Origin of the sequence: Peribacillus sp. YIM B13477, assembly GCF_042787955.1 — a bacterium.
Classification (GTDB): domain Bacteria; phylum Bacillota; class Bacilli; order Bacillales; family DSM-1321; genus Peribacillus; species Peribacillus frigoritolerans.
This window is the reverse complement of sequence record NZ_JBHZPD010000015.1, coordinates 37173-58236: the sequence shown is the minus strand read 5'-3', so window position 1 is coordinate 58236 and position 21064 is coordinate 37173. Positions and strand designations below refer to the sequence as shown.

20 protein-coding genes are annotated in these 21064 nt (G+C 38.4%); 5 read left to right on the top strand and 15 right to left on the bottom strand.

What is annotated here, in order from left to right:
• Positions 1-134: 134 nt before the first annotated feature.
• Positions 135-314, top strand: coding sequence for an H-type small acid-soluble spore protein (locus tag ACFX4H_RS25115; protein WP_034313120.1), 180 nt, complete (start codon positions 135-137; stop codon positions 312-314).
• Between the two features lie 247 nt (positions 315-561).
• On the opposite strand, the gene ACFX4H_RS25110 is transcribed toward ACFX4H_RS25115, so the two are convergent.
• Positions 562-1332, bottom strand: a complete 771-nt coding sequence (locus ACFX4H_RS25110; RefSeq protein ID WP_241637610.1) for a GH25 family lysozyme — start codon at positions 1330-1332, stop codon at positions 562-564.
• Positions 1333-1938: 606 nt separating this feature from the next.
• Between ACFX4H_RS25110 and abc-f the strand changes: the two genes are divergently transcribed.
• Positions 1939-3576, top strand: a complete 1638-nt coding sequence (gene abc-f / locus ACFX4H_RS25105) for a ribosomal protection-like ABC-F family protein (RefSeq protein ID WP_377436464.1) — start codon at positions 1939-1941, stop codon at positions 3574-3576.
• A 555-nt stretch (positions 3577-4131) separates the two neighbouring features.
• Positions 4132-4968: a DUF2935 domain-containing protein gene (locus ACFX4H_RS25100; RefSeq protein ID WP_241637612.1), complete on the top strand. Its 837-nt coding sequence runs from the start codon at positions 4132-4134 to the stop codon at positions 4966-4968.
• A gap of 93 nt (positions 4969-5061) precedes the next feature.
• On the opposite strand, the gene ACFX4H_RS25095 is transcribed toward ACFX4H_RS25100, so the two are convergent.
• Complete coding sequence (locus ACFX4H_RS25095; protein ID WP_034313125.1) at positions 5062-5406, bottom strand: hypothetical protein; 345 nt, start codon at positions 5404-5406, stop codon at positions 5062-5064.
• Between the two features lie 447 nt (positions 5407-5853).
• Here ACFX4H_RS25095 and mscL point away from each other — a divergent pair, with 447 nt between their 5' ends.
• Together mscL and ACFX4H_RS25085 are read left to right on the top strand one after the other, a co-directional pair.
• On the top strand, positions 5854-6252 hold the full coding sequence (gene mscL, locus ACFX4H_RS25090) for a large conductance mechanosensitive channel protein MscL (protein WP_249598305.1): 399 nt from the start codon (positions 5854-5856) through the stop codon (positions 6250-6252).
• Positions 6253-6593: 341 nt separating this feature from the next.
• Positions 6594-7256 carry a transposase gene (locus ACFX4H_RS25085; RefSeq protein ID WP_483878275.1) on the top strand — a complete coding sequence of 221 codons (663 nt, stop codon included), beginning with the start codon at positions 6594-6596 and terminating at the stop codon, positions 7254-7256.
• Positions 7257-7606: 350 nt separating this feature from the next.
• Here the strand turns inward: ACFX4H_RS25085 and ACFX4H_RS25080 are convergent, their stop codons facing one another.
• The 13 genes from ACFX4H_RS25080 to ACFX4H_RS25020 all read right to left on the bottom strand — a co-directional run bounded on the left by ACFX4H_RS25080 (position 7607) and on the right by ACFX4H_RS25020 (position 21030).
• On the bottom strand, positions 7607-8557 hold the full coding sequence (locus ACFX4H_RS25080) for a sugar phosphate isomerase/epimerase family protein (protein ID WP_034313131.1): 951 nt from the start codon (positions 8555-8557) through the stop codon (positions 7607-7609).
• Positions 8558-8965: 408 nt separating this feature from the next.
• Complete coding sequence (locus tag ACFX4H_RS25075; RefSeq protein ID WP_034313134.1) at positions 8966-9286, bottom strand: DMT family transporter; 321 nt, start codon at positions 9284-9286, stop codon at positions 8966-8968.
• Between the two features lie 38 nt (positions 9287-9324).
• Positions 9325-9654, bottom strand: a complete 330-nt coding sequence (locus ACFX4H_RS25070) for a DMT family transporter (protein ID WP_034313138.1) — start codon at positions 9652-9654, stop codon at positions 9325-9327.
• 29 nt (positions 9655-9683) lie between these two features.
• On the bottom strand, positions 9684-10556 hold the full coding sequence (locus tag ACFX4H_RS25065) for a Cof-type HAD-IIB family hydrolase (RefSeq protein ID WP_377436463.1): 873 nt from the start codon (positions 10554-10556) through the stop codon (positions 9684-9686).
• A gap of 102 nt (positions 10557-10658) precedes the next feature.
• Positions 10659-11441: a DeoR/GlpR family DNA-binding transcription regulator gene (locus ACFX4H_RS25060; protein WP_377436462.1), complete on the bottom strand. Its 783-nt coding sequence runs from the start codon at positions 11439-11441 to the stop codon at positions 10659-10661.
• 26 nt (positions 11442-11467) lie between these two features.
• Positions 11468-12481 carry an ABC transporter ATP-binding protein gene (locus tag ACFX4H_RS25055; RefSeq protein WP_377436461.1) on the bottom strand — a complete coding sequence of 338 codons (1014 nt, stop codon included), beginning with the start codon at positions 12479-12481 and terminating at the stop codon, positions 11468-11470.
• A 68-nt stretch (positions 12482-12549) separates the two neighbouring features.
• On the bottom strand, positions 12550-13353 hold the full coding sequence (locus tag ACFX4H_RS25050; protein WP_034313149.1) for an ABC transporter permease: 804 nt from the start codon (positions 13351-13353) through the stop codon (positions 12550-12552).
• Positions 13350-14204: an ABC transporter permease gene (locus ACFX4H_RS25045; protein WP_034313152.1), complete on the bottom strand. Its 855-nt coding sequence runs from the start codon at positions 14202-14204 to the stop codon at positions 13350-13352. Before ACFX4H_RS25045 ends, ACFX4H_RS25050 begins: the two co-directional genes overlap by 4 nt.
• A 100-nt stretch (positions 14205-14304) precedes the next feature.
• Positions 14305-15138 carry an alkaline phosphatase family protein gene (locus ACFX4H_RS25040; protein WP_377436459.1) on the bottom strand — a complete coding sequence of 278 codons (834 nt, stop codon included), beginning with the start codon at positions 15136-15138 and terminating at the stop codon, positions 14305-14307.
• Positions 15128-16240, bottom strand: a complete 1113-nt coding sequence (locus ACFX4H_RS25035; RefSeq protein WP_377436457.1) for an ABC transporter substrate-binding protein — start codon at positions 16238-16240, stop codon at positions 15128-15130. Before ACFX4H_RS25035 ends, ACFX4H_RS25040 begins: the two co-directional genes overlap by 11 nt.
• Before the next feature lie 769 nt (positions 16241-17009).
• A complete protein-coding gene (locus ACFX4H_RS25030; RefSeq protein WP_241637618.1) occupies positions 17010-18590 on the bottom strand; it encodes a hydantoinase/oxoprolinase family protein in 1581 nt (526 codons plus the stop codon).
• Positions 18590-19684 (bottom strand): S-methyl thiohydantoin desulfurase family protein, encoded by a 1095-nt coding sequence (locus ACFX4H_RS25025; RefSeq protein WP_241637619.1) that lies wholly within the window; start codon positions 19682-19684, stop codon positions 18590-18592. The genes ACFX4H_RS25030 and ACFX4H_RS25025 overlap by 1 nt, the downstream gene beginning before the upstream one ends.
• Before the next feature lie 26 nt (positions 19685-19710).
• Positions 19711-21030: a purine-cytosine permease family protein gene (locus ACFX4H_RS25020; RefSeq protein ID WP_241637620.1), complete on the bottom strand. Its 1320-nt coding sequence runs from the start codon at positions 21028-21030 to the stop codon at positions 19711-19713.
• Positions 21031-21064: the final 34 nt, after the last annotated feature.

Here is a 21064-nt window from a genome sequence, read left to right as displayed (position 1 = left end):
AGCTACCGCGGCGGATAATATGGAAAGGTAAACATCATTGTTCCTTATATGATTTAGTTGCAATATTATTCAAATGAATAAAATCAAGGATTTCCCTAAATAATAGGAAGACTAATTAACAGGGAGGGATTTATATGGATGCTAAGCGTGTAAAGCAGATTCTTTCGTCTTCATCTGACATTGAGGTTAGATATAATGGCACTTCAGTTTGGATTGATAATTTAAATGAAGATGGAAGAACAGCTACAGTACATCTAAGAGGACCATTAGAGGAAAGATCAGACGTAGCAATAGACGAACTTAAAGAAATATAATATCCATTAAAATAAGCTCCTCTTTAATAAGAAGAGCCAGTTTGTCTACAGTAAATTAAGGATTTGTCCAAATTGTACGTTGATCTACTCTCCAGGCATTCGCTTTCCGCGGGCGTTCCGAGAAGCCTCCTCGGCGCCTTTGCGCCTGTGGGGTCTCCCCCTGGACTTGCTTTTCCCGCAGGAGTCTCACACACCCGCTCCCCTTACTTGTTTTGACCTTACCCCTCGTATTAAAAAGTTCCTTTGCTCATTTCAATCTTAATTTTTGACCGATATAAATTTTGTCTGGGTCTTTAATTCCGTTTAGACTGACAAGCGATTTTACGGTTGTTTTATGTTTTTTTGCAATGAAGCTAAGTGTGTCGCCTTTTGTTACAGTATAAGTTGAGATTGTTTCAGTTTTAAATGCACGTGGTTCATCAGTCCTAAAAGTATTTATGGTATTTGTAAAATCCCTATAGGCTATATTCAAATCCACCTTTGTGCTGATCCCACTTACCTTACCTGAATCGGAATGCTGCCAAATGTCCGTGCTGCGTCCCAACGTCCTGTTGTATCTTGCAATCCAAAAAGCGTAATTCTTCAACCTTGATTCCTCTAAATCATTTTCGAGAAAATATTTACCAGTATACAGCATAGCCGTGTAGCCAGCTTTTTCAATGGCTGCTAAAAAAGCGATTGCGGCATCGGTCAGCGTTTTTTTATTTGCCTTTTTTTTATTTTCCTCAAGATCAAGAACAACAGGGTAATTTAAAGCAAACGAGCTGATTGAATCTAAAAAATAAGCAGCCTCAGCCTTTGCTTCTGCAGCAGTTGCAAACTTTGCATAATGATAGGCCCCGACTTTCAATCCCGCTGCCAATGCTAGTGGTGCATTTTCTTTGAAATAGGATAGCTTAGAATAACTCGTTCCCTCTGTTGCTTTAATGAAAACGAACTTCACGCCTGCCTTTGCAACTTCCCCCCAATTTATAGTACCTTGCCAATGTGAAACATCGATTCCCTTGATATATTCCATATTAAAGTCCTCCTTAAGGAAATAACCCTATGGGGGTAAATGTTTTATGATTTTAACATATCCCTTATAAAAACATCATATAGTGAAAACTGCAGTCTTGTTGCCCGCTGCCCACCTTATAATAAGATATTTGATTGGGTTAAAACAATTTTAAATCTTTAAATTTGGCTCTTTTCGTAAAGATTGTTGTTTTTAAAACGAAACTATTTAAGGTTGATTGGAGCGGAAGCGAGCATCTGGAGGGAAAATTAACCACACCTCACTACTTGGTAAATAGCAACAAAGTATGTTAAAACAGCCTTAAATTTAGATTGAAAGCAAAGTATTATGCTGTTTCCTTTTGTTTTCAAAGATTATTTTATGCTATACTGATTCTATTAATATCAGAAGGGATGATGGGTGGCCGATGATTAACTAATCTTATTTTTAAAATTTGAAATCGCATATTTCAAATCATACAAAATAGGATTAGTCTGCCCATTTTCTATAAATTTTAGAGCTATCGTGAAAATAGCTCTTATTTGATAATGCACAGGTACGACTAATCCTTCCATATGAACTGGGGAGGATTTTTTTTATTCTCCCTTAAAGAGAGGGATGGATTATATGAAAGAACTTTTAAAATTAACCAATATTAGTTATGAAGTATTGGACCAGAACATTTTTGAAAAAGTTAATGCTACAGTTCAACAAGGCGAGATCATCGGTATCATTGGTAAAAATGGTGCCGGAAAATCTACGTTGTTGCAATTAATCAATAATGATTTAGAGCCTGCACATGGACAAATCCAATGGCTGCAGCAAGACGTGAACGTTTTTATGGTTGAACAAGAAGTCGAGTCCCATTCTTCAGAAGATAAGACGCCTTCAGAAGTTAAATTACTTGATAAAATGCATGTACCAAGACATGACTTCCCACAATTAAGCGGGGGAGAAAAACTGAAAGCCCGGTTAGCAAAAGGACTTTCTAAAGATGCTGACCTTTTACTATTAGATGAACCGACGAACCACCTTGATGAGGAAAGTTTAGAATTCCTCAAAGGACAAATTAAAAATTATGGAGGTACCATCATTTTTGTTTCGCACGATCGTTATTTTTTGGATGCTGTAGCAACGAAAATTTGGTCGATTGAAGATAAAAAGCTAATTGAGCACAGAGGGAATTATTCCAGTTATATGGAGGTTCGCAAACAGAAAAGACTTACACAACAACGTGAATATGAAAAACAGCAAAAAATGGTTGAACGGATTGAGGGACAAATGAAAGAAATCACTTCTTGGTCAAAAAAAGCCCATTCCCAATCGACCAAAAAGGAAGGAATTAAGGAATACTATCGCGTAAAAGCAAAGCGCATGGATGCACAGGTAAAGTCTAAACAAAAGCGTCTTGAAAAAGAGCTTGAAAAAGCAAAAACTGAACCTGTTGAGTCAGAATATACTGTACGCTTTTCAATTAATGCAAAAAACAAGATGGGAAAACGTTTTTTGGAAGTTAAGAAATTAACTAAGTCTTTTAACGGTCGAACACTATTTAAAAACGTCAATTTCACGATTCAACATGGTGAGAAGGTTTCCATAATGGGTCCCAATGGCAGCGGAAAGACTACATTATTAAAAATTATCCTTGGACATGAAACTTATGCGGGCGATGTATGGATTTCACCATCTGCAAAAACAGGCTATTTGACGCAGGAAGTGTTTGATTTACCACTTGAACTAACACCCGCCCAGCTATTTCATAAAGAAACTTTCGAGTCTAGAGGGCAGGTTCAAACTTTAATGAAGCATTTAGGCTTCACGGTATCTCATTGGACAGAACCCATTAAGAATATGAGTATGGGTGAGCGAGTGAAATGTAAGTTAATGGAATATATATTAGAGGAAAAAGATGTGCTCATTTTGGATGAACCGACAAATCACCTGGACTTAGCTTCACGGGAACAACTTGAGGATACCTTAGCACAGTACACCGGAACGCTACTTGTCGTTTCGCATGATCGATATTTTCTCGAAAAAACGACAAGCAGCAAACTCGTCATTTCAAATAATCGCATACAAAAGCAATTGTATGAATCACCCTTAAAAAGAGATGATCTGGAAGAACTGCGATTAACGCTTGAAACAGAAAGACAAGAAGTTTTAGGAAAGCTTAGCTTTATGACTCCAAACGATAAAGCGTACACAGAACTCGACCAAAAGTTTAATGAGCTTACGAAAAAAATAAATGAACTTGCTGACAAATGACTATCTTTTGTAACTTATTGAAACGGATAAATTAAATGTAAAAACCCTTAGAATGATTTAAGTCTAAGGGTTTTTTAGATAGGCTCTTTTCGTAAAGATTGTTGTTTTTAAACGAAACTATTTAAGGTTGATTGGAGCGGAAGTGCGAGACTCCTGCGGGAGCAGCGGGACAGGTGAGACCCCACAGGCGTTTACGCCGAGGAGGCTCACCGCCCGCCCCGCGGAAAGCGAGCATCTGGAGGGGAAATCAACCAAAACTCACTACCTGGTAAATAGCAACAAAGTATGTGAAAACAGCCTTTAGATAAGACTCAAATCGTCCAGGATTTTTGTACACCCCTCAGTTCGAAATCCATTTCCCTTCCTTAATACTCGCTTACTTTTCTTCAAGAACATGGATGAATCACGGTATTTTTCCTAGAAAACAAAAAAACTCATTGGTTTGAGATGTTAAAAGGATATCGGTAATGATAGGATTTGCAATTCGAGCAGAATAATAATGCCCCCTCGTTAATATGCTTTTAATGATGGATTTGTTAAAAGGGGGCATTAGTTATGAATGAGAATACACAGGAAGCCAATATGAGGAATAACTCGGGAATGTTTGTTGCACGCTCTTTAGATGAGATTCGTTTTTGGTCAAGAATAATGAAGGAACACTCGTTATTTCTAAGACTTGGTTTTAGATGTGAAGATACACAGTTAATTGAGGAAGCTAATCAGTTTTATCATTTGTTTGAACGGATAGAACAGCAATCCCATTCATTAACAAATCAAGCTGATCCCGAACAGATCAGGAGATTTAACTCGGAGGTGCAGCAAGCTGCTACAGGAATATTTTTGTTTAAAAGAAAAATATTAGGATTAATACTCACGTGTAAATTGCCTGGTGCGAACAATTTCCCGCTATTAGTTGACCATACAAGCAGGGAAGCCAATTATTTTAGAAAACGATTAAAAGAATTAAATGAGGGTAAATTGAAACCTCTCGCAGATGCGATCATCAAAGAAAATGTTTTCTTTTTAAGAATCATGGCGGATCATGCAAAATTCATCGGACATCTCCTTGATCCATCGGAAAGAAAGCTGGTGGATATGGCGCGAAACTTCAGTAATGATTTTGATCAATTAGTCTTTCAAGCTGTTGACTTAGAGTCCATGAAACCGCAATCACAAACCGCCCCTCTTTTGGATCAATTTCTAGATCAGAACCGTGTTTCCGTCGTATCACTTCGAGACTTTAAGAAAACGGCCAGGGATTTAATCGAAGAATGCAAAATCAAGAGCATTATCCATCCACTTTTGGCTGATCACGTTTTCCGTGAGGCCGAACGATTCCTTGAAATTATCGATATGTTTGAATCTCACCTTACAGGTGAAACATACAATTAATTAGAGATGTTTATAAAATTGCTATTTTGGATTCATATATTCAAATAAAATTGGCCCTTCTCGATATAGAGAAGGGCTTTTATATTTGAAAAGTTAAGAATGGGAGTTCACCATTGCTTTAAGTTTCTCTTTATCAGATACAGAAATCCAAGGTAATTCCTGATTAACTTCATTAATACCAGGTTGGATAACGCGGCTATTTAAAAGGTCACAAATACAATCATTTATTAATTGGATATCCTGGTCTGATATTTTTCGGTTATATGTAGCGGCTCCTGTTTGTTTGGTTATCCCCCCTATCAAGCCTCTTTGATTTAAAGAACTTCTGATCACTTCTCTTATAGCCTCTATACTAGTCAACGGAAATACATCAAGGTGCTTAACAATCATCCTAAAAATATCCTCTTTAGATAAATCCTGTTCAATATGTTGTCGCAATTATTCCACCCCCATTTGTCAAAACATTCTCCAAATGAAACGTAAAATCCTCCTCCTATTAACAAAAATCATTTAACAAATCCCAAAACAAAAAACCCCTCTCAATTAAGAGAAGGGCTTTTAACAATGGAGGAGTACCACTTAGGGGGTAGTACAATAATATAATTATCGCCAAACGTATACATTTATATTCACTCCATTCCTCAAGTTGGTGAAAACGGCCTTGCGTGACATTGAAAAATGACGCCATAGTCGTTCCCGTTCTGCCCTTCCAACGTTTTATCTCCTTTGATCGGAGTGTCGTGATTGGCATTATATTAACGGATTCAAATGATTAAACGGTTGGATGGTCCTATCTTTTGAATTATGGATGCCTCTTACACTATTTAATTTTCACCATGTTTCTGATATGCTTTTATCAATTGAAAAAAGAAAGGTGTAGTTACAATGATAAAAGAATTCAGGGAATTTATTACCAAAGGAAACGTTCTCGATCTTGCGATAGCTGTAGTAATGGGTGCTGCTTTCGGGAAGATCGTTTCATCACTAGTCGATAATATTATCATACCGCTAATAGAAATTTTATTAGGTGGGGTCAATGTTTCTTCGTTATCTTTCCCAGTTGGAAAAGCAGTTGTTCAATACGGTCAATTTGTCCAAGCTGTGATTGATTTCTTGATCATTTCATTTGCGATTTTCATATTTATGAAGGTAGCGAATTCTCTTATTAGAAAAAAACAAGCGAACGAGGAAGAGGTATTGGAAGCGGTACCGGCATCCGAGCAATATTTAAAGGAAATCCGAGATCTTTTACAAAAAAATGCACGGCAGGATGAAACATCGTAAGTATATACTGAATCAGTGAAAAAGTGCAGAAAAAGTCAAAAATCAGAATAAGAAAAAGCCCCTCTCTTTAATGGGAGGAGCTTCAGACTGTAGACAAACTCGATGAAAATCGAGTTTGTCTATTTTTATGACTTGTATAATTTGGACGTTGATTGGAACGTAGGGCACTCGCTTTCCGCGGGCGGTCGGCCCTCGGCTTTCACCTGCGGGGTCTCCCCTAGACGCGCTTTTCCCGCAGGAGTCTCGTACCTTCCGTTCCAATCAACTTTGTCTTACCTTGATAGAACACTTTTGCCTGGAGTCATTTTTGTTTTAAAATAGAAGTATTAAAACTTGAGGTGATGAGGATGCTTTCTAAACATGATTCTATTCAGCGAGATCAACTTGAAATGATTACTTTAGATCAACTGGTGCCACCGAACCATTTGGTTCGTAAAATGGAGGCTGCCATTGACTTCACTTTCATTTATGACTTGGTGAAAGATATGTATTCAGAGTTAGGACGCCCAAGTATTGATCCAGTTATTTTAGTACCTTATACACGTCCTCGCACCAAAGAAGGATTTTTCCGCAAACAGGACTATGTATACGATGAACATTTTGATTGTTACCTTTGTCCTTCGGGCGAAACTTTAAAGTACTCAACAACAAATAAAGAGGGCTATCGCGAGTACAAATTGCCAAAACAAATTTGTACAACATGCTCATTTTTATCTCGGTGTACAGAAAGCAAAGACTGTCAAAAAGTGGTGACACGGCATATCTGGCAAACACATGTGGAAGAAGCAGATCATCTGCGTCATCATCAAGATGTAAAACCTATATATGCAAAGTGTAAAGAAACGATTGAGCGTGTATTCGCAGATGCAAAAGAAAAGCATGGTATACGTTGGACTACTTTAAGGGGACTTAAAAAATTGTCAATGCAGGCGATGCTTACTTTCGCTGCCATTAATTTAACGAAGATGGCCAATTGGACATGGCGAGGTCCAAAAATGGCCTAACTTGTGGGCCCGTAGAGCCGAATCTCTTAACTTTAGGCGAAAAGTCAAAGGGAATTTCAAAAGGGGTTCAGAATTTTAATTCCGAACCCCTTTTGTCTACAAACTGAAGCCCCTCTCTTAAATGAGAGGGGCTTTTTCTTGTCATAATGAACTACGTATCCGTTCCTATAACTGGACAGGCGACACTTATTAAAGAACTTGTGTGTTGGTATTCGTAAAGCAAATTGACAGTAATGTTGGCAATCAAAAGAGGCTCTCTATCAACTCAATAGCAAGTATCAGCTGGAACTGCTGCAATAATTTTTATTATATGAACAAAATTATACAACAACCCTGCTTCTACATATTATTTATCGGCAATATTTATCGCGTAAAGCAAGGGTATACTTAACCGATTGCTCTGTACCTTTTTCTTGATCTTCAATCATTTGTTCTAAAAGTTCTTTTGGAGGATAATAGTAATCCAATGGTTTAATGACACTTAAATCATAAGGAGGTTGTTCAACTTTGAAAGCTCCTTCTCCAACCGCAAAGACTCCGCCAGCACCATGCTCTCTCTTAAAATTGATGGCATATGGAAAACACATTTCAACGTTGATTCTAGTTAGGGTAGATTTCTCAACCAGTATTTTAAAACATTCTTCTGTATCAATATTGCCTGTCCCTACTGGTACACCACATACCCTATAATCCTCGCCATCATGAATGATAATATGATCTTTAAAATGGGTTGTGAATGCATATGGTGCTAATTTCCTTACAGCTTCAACCGGATCCTCCCATGCCATCATTCCGTTGCCCACATCACAATGAGCGCTAACCCAAGGGCTGTTGACTTCATTTATAATTTGAATAACCTCATCTGTTAACTCTTCCTCATGATTTTCCACAGCTAGTTTTATCCTGTATTTCTCTAATAATGGTACAATTTGTTTGATATCTTCTGGTGCTTTTTTCAATCTTTCCGGATCATACTCTCCCAAGCATGTATACGTGCGAATCACATCCGCTCCGATTCTATGTGATGCTTTAATGACTTCTTTTAGATGTTCCGGATCGCTTCCATTTGTGTCTATTTCAGCGAAAAATCCATACTTTTGAATTTCTTTTCTTACTCTCTCTAAATATTCCGGTTCAAATGATTCTAAAGTGCCCCATCCTGACAACCCTGGCCATGGAACAATATTGATCATGACTCCGTCTAATCCCAATTCAGCTGTTTTTCTGATAAAACCGAAAATATCCATTCGCCCTGTAATAAATTGCAAGTGATAGCTTTCTGTTTCCAATCCAATTTTCATTTTTTCCCCACCTTTTATTAAGTATTTAGTTTTTTTGTTGATTTTCTTTTATTTGTTTACGATTTTAACTAGCTGTTTATAATAAAACCTTTGACTCCCAACGCAATCATTGTCAAAAAGACAAGTCTTTTGCCTTCTATTCCTGGTGATCGATCGAACATGCTTCCATGTAGAATAAATCCAAACATAGAAGGGGCATATCCAACTAAGCAGGCTATAGAAACTGCTGCGCCACTTTTTTCTACAGGTCCGCTTAACAAACCATTTTGAATAATTTTGATGAGTTACACTAATTAATTGAATAATATATAGAAGAATACAATTCGTTACCAATGAAGCCTAAATAGAATGACTCCCGCACCATACGGGAATCATCAATTAGCTCCATAAATTAATAGTCTTTTTCGATTAATGTCCAGAAGTCATTTTAATACCTATAGCGCCTACAATGATACAAATAATGAATAGGTTTAATCTTAAACTTCTAGGTTCATTAAAGAAGATCATTCCTGCTAAAACACTTCCAACTGAGCCGATACTGGTCCATATTGCATAGGCAGTACCCACTGGAAGTGAAGTTAATGACAAGGAAAGAAAATAAAAGCTTAAACTACCCAAAAAAAGACACGCTACAGAGGGGAGCAATTTTTTAAAGCCGTCTGCACGCTTCAGGCTAATAACACTACCAATCTCGGCAAATCCGGCAATAATAAGAAAAAACCAAGCCATTGAATCATCCCCTAACCTTGTATTTCCGTTCATTTCCTTTAATGTTTAGGCTCTGCTGGATTGACTTTTATTCCAATTATCCCTAATATCATTAAAGCCATAAAAAATACTTTCAGTGGATCAATGGTCTCACCCCAAAAAAGCATCCCAATTACTACAGTTCCAACCGTTCCCAATCCAGTGAAAATGGCGTAACCAGTTCCTAATGGTATTGAATGTAAAGCTTTTGAAAGTAAAAAGAAACTAAAGATTATAATAACTACCGTAAATATACTAGGTATAATTTTGGTGAATCCGTATGAATGTTTAAGACCAATCACCCAGACAATTTCCAAAAGTCCTGCCATTATGATATATATCCATGCCATTTTATCGCTCTCTCCTTTGGCATTGACACTTATTTTTGAACCACGAAGTTCTCCATATATCGATAAATCGCATAAGCTACCCCATTTTCATCATTATTAAGGGTTGTCGTTGTACAAACAGTTTTTATGACATCTTTTGCATTTCCCATCGCTACGCTGTATCCAACTTTCTGGAACATGGATAAATCATTGTTGCTGTCCCCGATTGCCATTGCCTTATCTAATGAGCCATTCATCAAGAAAGCCAATTTTTCAAGGGCTATTCCTTTTGAAGCTCTTTTACTGGTAATCTCAATGTTATGATCAGCAGATGAAACGACCATCAACTCATCAAACTTTTTGAATTGGTTCCAGGCTTCCTCTAATTTATTTTCATCAAAAGAACATGCTAAAATGTTATGGAATTCTTCCTCCTGTTTTAAGATATCATGATAGTTTTCAACTAAAACATATCCAAACTGGTCAAATTGCCTTTCCGCTATTTCAACTAATTCTTTCATATCTGGATTCAAATCTGCGCTTTTCAAACTTTTAATCTCGTTATGGAAATGTTCTCTTCCTTTTTTAAGAGCATAGATGGCTTTATCAGTGAACACTTCGTAATAATAATTCCGTTCATCTAACCATTGGAGAATGGATTCAACACGATCTTTAGTTATCGTAATAGAAGAAATGCACTTTGCGCTTTTTGAATGAATGGTTGCTCCATTTGTCCCGATTACAAATGGGGATATCCCGGCTTTTTCACATATTGTTTGAACGTCAAAATAAGCCCGTCCTGTTGAAATAACTACTTCAAAGCCTCTATTTTGGGCATATTGAATCGCCTTTATATTTTCTTCACTAATTTCATTCTGGTCGTTTAATAATGTTCCGTCTAAGTCTATCGCAATGAAACTCATGCTATATAGCTCCTTTTCATTCTATCTATTAAATTTTCTTTCTAGCTTTTTTTTGCTGCTATCAAAAAAAGAGAGTACTCCCTCTTCCATCTCTTTTATGGGCTATGCTTGAATCCAATTGACTTCCTCTAATTTTGAATCATTTCTCCATTCCTCTGGAAATGGCTGCTCGCAGACAATCACATCTACTTTTTCTAGAGGACAAACTTTACAAAAGGTGTCAACACCAATTTTAGAGTAATCCGTTAGCAATATGACTTGCTTTGATACCTCGACCATTTTGCGTGAAACTAATGTTTCACGTAAATGATAATTACTAACACCACTTTGAATGGAAACACCACCAGCTGAAATGAACGCTTTATCGATATTAAATTGACTTAACATTTGTTCAGTGAGACCCCCGCATATGGATTGATGCTTTGGATCAATTTGTCCTCCCAGTAATAGAATTTGTCCTGTAAACTTATTTTGATTGAGCAATTCGGTCAACACAGACGACACAGGAAGAGAATTGGTTAAAATCGTAATGTCTTTTTTATTTTCAATACACTGGGCAAATTCAAGCATGGTTGTACCTACATCAATGGCAATCACATCTCCGTTGGAAATGAGTTCCACCGCTTTTTTCCCAACCTTGATTTTTGCTTCTTGATTCACCGTTGTACGCTGTGTAAATGGAGGCTCCTCAAATTCAAAGACTGTTTTAATCGCTCCACCGTAAACCCTCTTTAACAGTCCTTTTTCCTCTAATATCATCAAATCGCGTCGAATCGTTTCCTCTGAAACATTAAATTGATCAACTAATTCTATAACTTTTACTTTTCCCATTTTGTTAAGTTCTTTTAAAATTTCATTCTTTCTTTCTTCAGGCAAAACAGACATATTTCTCCCCCTCGATCATCAATACTTTATAACATAATGCATTCTTTCTTCGGTACAAGAATTTGAACGCGTGCTCCTTGCTCAAACATTTCCCCACGGTGGTGAAGATAGTCTACATGAAAAGCGCACTCCTCTGTTTCTACTTCATATCTTAAAACATTCCCTGCCATGGAAACATCTTTAACAAATCCTTTAATTTCCCATTTTCCTTGTAAGTCCAAGCTGTCCTCACCAACAGAAACTAATTGTAAAACTTCTGGACGAATGGCAACTTCATTCCCTTTTAATTCTGTGGTGCGAACAAGTTTACGGAAAACTTCCATATTACAGACATTATAATTCCCGATAAATTTTGCAACAAATGTATTGACTGGAGAAGTATAAATTTCTGATGGAGAACCGGATTGTACAACTTGTCCTTTATTCATGACAAAAATTCGATCAGACATCGTCATTGCTTCTTCCTGATCATGTGTAACAAAAATAGTTGTAATATCTAATTCTTTCTGTATTCTCTTTAATTCTTTTTGCAGACTTTTTCTGATTTTAGCATCCAATGCGCTTAACGGCTCATCCAGAAGCAGTACTTTTGGCTCCATGACAAGCGCACGGGCAAGAGCAACCCTCTGCTGTTGTCCACCAGATAATTGATGAGGATAAGACTCTTCTTTTCCTATTAAATCAACCATATCAATCATATTATTCACTTTTGACTTAAGATTTTTCACCTTTTTCATTTTAAGGCCGTAAGCGATATTATCAAAAACATTCATATTCGGGAAAAGCGCATAAGACTGAAACACCATACCGACTTCACGCTGACGCGGTGATAAATCAGTAATATCTTTTCCATCAATTAAGATTCTTCCTACATCAACGTCTTCAAGTCCCGCAATGGAACGTAATAATGTACTTTTTCCGCACCCGCTTTGCCCAAGAAGTGTAGCAAATTCACCTTTTTTTAATGTTAAAGAAATATTATTTAAAACTAATTGATTGTCATATCCCTTAGTCACTTGTTCGATGGTTACATAGCTCATTAGTTTTCACCTTCTAAAGTAGTATTTTATGACGGTATTTTTCTTAAAAAAATGAAGGAATTCGCTTCTTATTTTGACCCGACAGGATTTCTTTTGTTTCTAAACGTAAGCTTTAATACAGTCCCCGTTAAAAGTAAAATCATTGAATAATAGGTAATAACAATTGCACTTGTTAAGTGACCACTGCTGTTTAGTTTGTCGGATAGATAAATTTGAAGGGTTTCGAATCGGCCCCCGACAAGCAAATTGGCAAAAGCAAACTCACTAAATAAAAGAGAGACAGATAATAAGGTAGACACTAAAATTCCAGATATGATATTTGGAAACACCACCGTACGAAAGGCTTGGAATTTTGTAGCACCGAGTAATTCAGCTGCATCAACAAGTTGTACAGCATTAAGCGTACGAAGGCTGTTACGAATTCCTTGATACATAAATGGTAGAATGGTTATGAAATAAGCACCAATTAAAATCCAAGGTGTTCCGGCTATTTGAATCGGTCCAGCAGAATAAAGCTTGATTAATCCAACAGCTCCAACAATGGGAGGAACTCCATAAGGAAGCATGGCTGCGGCTTGGAGTAATCCTTCCCATTTACTGAAATATACCGTGATAATAAAAATTGTCGGAAGCATAATAACAACACTAAGACCTACAGACATGACAATTAAAAACAGTGTTCGTCGGAAAGCATCATAAAACCGTTCATCTTGAAACAGTTCAATATACCATTTCAGCGTATAACTCTCAGGTAAAATCGTATGATCCCATTTACCAGCAATCGAGAATAAAAGTGTTCCTACAAGCGGAATTAATAAATATATAACTAGTAATCCAACAAATAATTTATGAAATGTCAATGAAGACTTCATCGTAAATCCCTCCTAACTCTACGCATCATTCGTTCATTGAACCACATCGCCCCTATCATGGTCGTTGCTAGAAGGACTCCCAATGCACTACCTAGCTGCGGCTTTAATGCAACATCACTAGCAACTAGAGAAGCAATTTGCAATGACAATATGTTAAAGTTGCTGCCGACCAATGCATAGGCTGTTGCGTAGGCTCCCATCGCATTAGCAAACAAAATACTGAATGTACCTACAATACTAGGTAAAAGAACTGGAACCCCTATCCGAAGCCAAAATGAAAATGTTGACCCTCCTAATAATGAAGATGCTTCTTTCCATTGTTGCCTAATTCCTTGATAAGATGGGTAAATGAGCATAATGGCAAGCGGAATTTGAAAATAAATATAAACAAGAATGAGGCCTGTCCAGGAATATAAATTAAAATCTGCAAACAGGTCCCAACCAATCTTGGCAAATAGCAACGTAAACAACCCATTGTTTCCAAGTAAGATAATATATGAAAATGAAAGGGGAATCCCTTCAAAGTTTGACGTCATATTGGTAACCATCAGTAGTCGGTTTTGTATTTTTTGAGAGAACTTTGTAAACGAATAGGCTGCAATGACTGCTACAATCACAGAAGTTATAGCAGAAAACAAGGAAATGACCAGGCTATTTTTAATGGCTTGTAAGTAAAATTCACTTTTGAATATGGTTAAGTATTGATCAATCGTAACTTGAATTCCATCATCTGCATAAAAACTATTTTTAATCATTGCCACTAATGGTCCTATCTCAAATCCAATCACAAACATAATAAATGGCAGTAAAAGAGCTAATAAGTAAATTTTTTGTTTTTTTATTTTTCGCAAGACTTCTCGCTCCTCTATGTTCTCTAACAATTTTGGAATTGGTCTAACAGTACATTCGTTAAGCCAATTCCAGTCAATCTTGAATCATCATTTAATGTTTTTACAAGGTGACTTTTCCTTTCAGACCTGGAAATTGATATGAAATCATTTTATCGGACGGCTCAATATTTAATAGTTCACAAACGAGCGGTGCAAAAGCTAATTGCGGAACCACTTCACCATAAATACCAGGCTCAACTTTTGGACTAATGATAAAGAGCGGTACATCACGTTCACCATCAGTTATGCCGCCATGGTTGCCATATTCACTCATGCCATGATCCGATGTAATTAATATGTGGTAACCTTCTTTGATCCAAATGGGCAATAGTTGTGCCAACAAGCTTCCCATTTTTAGGATTTGCTCACGATATTCTTTTGATTCCGAGCCAAAAATTTCTCCTTTTACATCTACACCGAGCGGATGAATATATAAAAAGTGAGGGTCATACTTTCTACGTATAGCTTCTGCATCCATTAACACATGGCTATCTGGATAGTCATCGTCCCAATAAAATTTTCCGTATTGAATTGGATTGGATTCATCTTCTTGCTCACGGTCTTCAATAAAATGGAATGGCGCACGATTATAAAGTTCGCTTACCCAGTAATAGGACACTGTTCCGTTTCTTAACCCGTTTTCTTTCGTAAGATGAAAGAGACTTTTCTCAGTAGATAAACGAACGGCTTGATTGGACGTAATCCCATTCATTGAAGCCGGCGTACCTGTTAACAACACTTCATATAATGGACGGGAAAGACTTGGAAGCTCCGACTTAACTTTGTAAAGTGACGCTTGATTCGTTTCGACTAAATGCTGAATAAATCCCAGCGCTTCGCATGCTTTATCGTATCTCATACCATCAACAACAATTGCTATTACTTTATTTGACATGGACTAACACCTCTTCTTGCCAAATCTGAGGTAAATTTTTAGCCGTTTCTTCCCAAGCTTTGTAATCTTCAATTGGTTTTGCATTTTTGTACTGTTCTTCTGGAACCATTTTTTCAGCTACTTCTTTCGGAAGTTCTACATCGCGAATTGGACGGGCAAATCCTTTAGCTAAATTAATTTGTCCTTCATCGCTTAAGATATATTCTCTAGTTGCCATCGCCGCATGCGGATGCTTTGCAAATTTGTTAATAATGGTTGCGTAGCCGCTTACGACTGAACCTTCACTTGGAATGGTCACTTCAAATTGATCGCGGTCAATTTGGTCAGCGTACCCAAGAGCATTGAAATCCCAAACAAGGGCAACTTCCACTTCCCCTTTTTCGATGTTAGCCGGCTTGGCATCAGTTAAACTAAGGCGGCCTTGCTTGGCAAGCTTAGCAAAAAAGTCAATTCCTGGTTGGAGATTTGTTTCATCACCGCCGTTAGCGATAGCGGCAGCAAGTACGGCCATTTGATTCTGTGTACCACGCTGAACATCTCCAACTGTTACTTTATAATCCCCTTTTAATATGTCATCCCAAGATTTAGGCGGGTTATCTACTAATTCTTTATTAGTAAAGAATGCAATCGTTCCTTGGTAGCCAACAACCCAATCTCCATTGTCATCTTTTGCCCACTCAGGTACCTCGTCCCAATAGGAAGTTTTATATGGCATCGTTAATTCTTTTTGTTCCGCGATTGGCCCAAAGGAAATCCCTACATCGCCGATATCGGCTGTTGCATTCTCTCCTTCAGATTCCATTTTGGCAATCTCTTCGGCACTGGACAAATCTGTATCATTGTGTTCCAATTTATATTTTTTTATCACTTCATTCCAAGTTTCTCCCCAGTTAGCCCATGAATCAGGCATACCGACACTATTAATGGTCCCCTCTTCTTTTGCCTTTGTTTCAATTTCTTTCAAGGTTAACGAACTTGGATCCTTAACCACTGGAGTAGCCTCCTCATTAGTAGCTCCACAAGCGGCTAATCCCAGTACACTCCCCCCTAACATCAAAGCTTGAATAGACTTGTAACAATTCTTCTTGAATGTGCGATTCATAAAAAGTGCCTCCATTTAGTGTGGAATCTTTAATGTTTATTACTGTTTATTACGGTTTTATCATAATCAGTAAACATTAATTCCACATAAACCAAATGTTAAGATTTTGTAAATTAGCTCTTATTTTTCCTTATCATCAGCTTTTTTCTTCATAAGCATTAACAACAATCCGCAAACAGGACCAAGTAAAAATCAAGTCTATAAAAGAGAATGTGAAAAACTTTTATTTAAAACATATCACCCTTTTCCCCCTCTTTTTAGCTCGCCGTTAACAAAAATCCATATTAGCTAAATAAATTTTCATGAAAAAAACTCTCTTGATACAAGAGAGTTTTACATAGATCTTATTATTATCAATGTTTGGCTATATATAATAATTGGTCTGGGTGGAATTTTTATACTTCATCCATTCCCCCAATTATAGCGCACACTACTAAACTGACAATTACAATATAAAAGTCGTTACACTTCAAAGCCATGTCGAGACTATGAACTATAATAGCCACACCAATTGTAACCATCACAGTTTATTTCATATGATCTGGAATTCTTCTTTCAAAAGCACAATTACTGTTCCGAGCACTATGCCTAGTGCATTAGCAGAGGAAACACTTTTTTTCCCATTATTGTAAAAATTCAAGAGAGGAAGAAATAAATATGCGTCATATTTTCGTCAATTCCACTACCCTTAGCGCTTTTCTTTTTCCACTTATTTAACTAAAGGGAAGCTTCCTCCGCTCAATGAAAAGCTCCTTACCCCCTGCATCAACTAAACCAGTTCATTCATTTCAGACTGGGCTAAATCACCAGCAGCTTTCACACGAATACGGGTTGCATTCCCAGGCATATACGCTAAAGGTACATCTTCTATGTCGACAATAACAAGCGTTTGAGGATCGGCTCCAGCACTGATAGCTTCTGACATCGCTATTTCCTTGGCCTGTTCCAATGCCGCTTCCCTTCCTATTTCAGCTAGTGCATATACTTTTTCAATTTGCCCGCTAACCTGGGAGATAGCCGACCCAATGGCATTTGCTACACCTGAATGTAATGGGCGTATGACTTCAGATGCACCTTTTAATTCCTCAGGTAAGAGGATGCTTCCACCCCCAACGAGAATGACAGGCACTGGTGCAGCGCTTGTTTTCATCTTATCGATAGCTTCTTCGACCAGATTGACCATGCTTAAATAGATTCTATTTAATAGCTCCTTATCAAGGTGAGCCACTTTTGAAGCATCCCCAAGTTCCACTTTTCCAAGAGCCACAGCAACATCCGTTGTTGTTAAAGTATCACCTCCGAAAATCAAGGCTTTTTCTGGCAATCGGTAACCGACACTGTCTGGTCCAATCGTGAACTCTCCATTTTCTCCTATGCGGATTATTGTACCTCCTCCAAGTCCAATCGAGATTAAATCAGGCATCCGGAAGTTTGTTCTGGCTCCTCCTATCTCTACTGCCAAAGAAGATTCCCTTGGAAACGATTGAACGAGGACACCGATATCCGTAGTTGTTCCCCCAACATCCAAAACGATTGCATCGGTTAATTCACTCAAATAGGATGCTCCCCTTAAAGAGTTAGTCGGACCGCAAGCAACTGTGAAGATTGGGTATTTGACTGCATATTCGATTGACATTAATGTCCCATCATTTTGGCAAAAGAATACTTTTGCCTCAATTCCTTCATTCTTCAGTGCATTGATGAATCCGTCCGCTGTCGTTTTAGCGACATTCACGACAGCAGCATTAAGAATCGTCGCATTTTCCCTTTCCAGTAAACCGACTGATCCAATTTCTGAAGATAAAGAAATTGAGATTTCTTCTCCGAGTACTTCTTTGAAAATTTCACTTGCTCTTTGTTCGTGTGTTTGCGATACAGGTGAAAAGACGGAAGTTATCGCGATGGAATCCACTTTCCCCTTGATTTCTTCGGCAATTTGATACAAATGCGCTTCATCTAAATCAACAATCTCCCGGCCATCAAATTCATGTCCGCCGCGGATTAGGTATACGTATTTTCCGAGGACGGCGCGAAGGTCATCAGGTACGCCGATAAGCGGTTTAACCGCTAAAGTAGCAGGAGCACCAATACGGATTATGGCGATATTGTTTAATCTCTTTCGTTCAACAATAGCATTTGTACAATGGGTCGTACCCAGCATTGCATATTTAATTTGCTCCCGAGGAACCTTTGCGTCATCGATTATTTTTCTCATTGCTGTATAGATGCCTATGGAAACATCCTCCGTTGTCGGTGATTTCGTTTCCGAAATGACCTGATTATATTGATCTAAAAGCACTGCATCTGTATGGGTTCCCCCGACATCAATTCCTATTCGATAAACACCCATTATACTAGCCCTCCTTTTTTCATTAGTTCTTCAACAGGAACATAATCGACTTCATAGCCAAAGTATTTTGGGCCAACTGCTTCAATTCCCTTTTCGGTTCGCCACTTTGGATGGCATGGCATTCCGATTACCACGCATCTTGCTCCATACCTGATCCCTTCAGTAGTGATCGGCAAGCCTGTTTCTGCATCAAGCACGGCAATTAAATCTGGAGTTACGCAAAGCAAGCGTTCTTCCGTCTGTGCAATTAAATGCTCGTTTTGGAATCGCACCTCGAGTTTTTCTCCCTTGTACTCATTGATTCCCTCAAATGTTGCCACACCTCTAGCAAATCCCGACTCTGTCTTGCGGTTGATATCACTCACTTTTCCACGGAACAATTCAAACCCGTCCGCCTTATTCAACACTTCTTTTATTGGATCAACATTATTTTGCTTTGCAAGCCTGATTGTCTTGCCGATTTGTTCTTCTAAGGTCAGTATATTTTTAATTCCGCTTTCCTTAATATTCTTTCCTGTCATTGGATAAATCGCTGTCATTGTGGAACCGCCCATTTCAATCGTTGCGGCACGGGCAATCCTCTCTGTCCAGACATTGTTTATGGTTGAGAGCAGTGAAGTATTTCCTTTCTCATCCGCAAGCACCATCGGAGTAGCAGCAATTCCGTCCAAATAAAAAGTGACCATTTGCAATTCCGGAAATGCTCTCCCCATCCCATCAACATCCACCACAGGCAAGCCAAGCTTTGCAGCAAGTGCAAGGGGCACCATCGAATTCACTCCGCCCGCTTCAATCGGCATCGTTGCAAAAATCTTTTTTCCCAAATAGGATTCGAGGTTTTCGAAAGCTGCAGTTGCTTCTTCTCCACTCGGAGCTTTTTCCAACATTACCGTCGGTGCTCCCATCATCGCGGAAGGAACCACTAATGCGTCATCAGGAACTTCATCCACATCCAACAATGTGATTTCCCCGTATTCTTCAATTGCCTGTAAAGCCATTAGTTTACCAATGTAAGGATCTCCTCCCCCGCCTGTTCCGAGTAAAGCCGCACCTACTGCTATATCTTCAATTTCCTGTTTACCTAATCTCCTCATTTTCTCAAAACCTCCGACTTCAAAAATTATGATGCGATATGATCCCTATTCTCTTTTTTTCCTTTGATAGATTTTATAAATAACACACCTGCGTAATAGATAATGCCGCTTATTAAAAGGGAATTGATAGATGGTATGCCAACTGTAATAAAGTAGCCGCTTGCAAATCCTGCTGCCCAGGCAACTAAAGTAACTGGATTCAGCTTTTCGGGCTCAGATGGCAATGTTCCTTTCTCTCTGCTTTCATCAAGAGCTTTTCGATACGTTTTCAGCACGAAATAATCAACCACCATAATTCCCGCTATTGGAGGTATCATGATTCCAAGTAAAACAAGGAAGTCTACAAATCTATCGAGAATGCCCATAATGGAAAGCAAAGTTCCGATAGCACCAATTACAAGTGTAACGAGTCCTCGATTCATCTTGATCTTAAAAACAGAATCGAAAATATTAGTAAAGCCAAGCGAAGAGGAATATAAGTTTACGTTATTAATTTTCACTGTGGAAAAAACGACAACTGCAGCACCAAGCCAGCCAGACGTTTGCAGCATGATGCTGACAACATCGCTCGTTTTTGCTGCATGGGCCATTAACACAGCGATCATTCCTACACCAAGTTCACCCACTAATGTACCAATGGTAGTCATCCAAAAAACATCCTTGCCGTTTCGGGCAAACCGACTGAAGTCAGGTGTGATTACGGCACCAATAATGAATCCTCCAGCAACCATTGTTGCACCAACGCCAAGGGAAAGACTTTCTCCCGGAGGAGGCGTGCCCATTAAACTGAAAATGGAATGATCACCGAGAACTTGATAGATGCCAATCCCTACCACTAATAGAAAGGCAGGAACGGTAATTTTGGCTGTCATGCTCAATAGTTTAAAACCAAATATAACCAGTACGGTTACGCCTAATCCGGTGATGGCAGCTGCAATTGGGAGAGTCAATTTACCGTCGGCAGCTTCCACCAAACCATTAGCAAAAACAGTGTTCTGTACTCCAAACCAGCCTATTGTACAAAAAGCGATGACCGCGCCAATGATACTCGAACCATACCTGCCGAATCCTGTCCAACGCGACAAAAGACTAGTTGAAAGGCCTTCACGTGCACCGGCATAACCGATTAGAAAACTAATAACCTGTAAAATGACACTTCCAAACATCATCGCCCAAAATGCCTGCCAAAAAGTCATTCCGTATCCTAATGCCGCCCCAAGCATAAATTGGGAAAGTGTAGCTAGGGCACCAACCCTGACAATCATGATATCCCACATTGGCAATCTCGCATTTTGCGGAACTCTTGATAGAGAGTAATCGTCTCCCAACTTTGTATGATCTTCCATAAAATTCACCCCCTATGATTTACTCCCCAGCTTT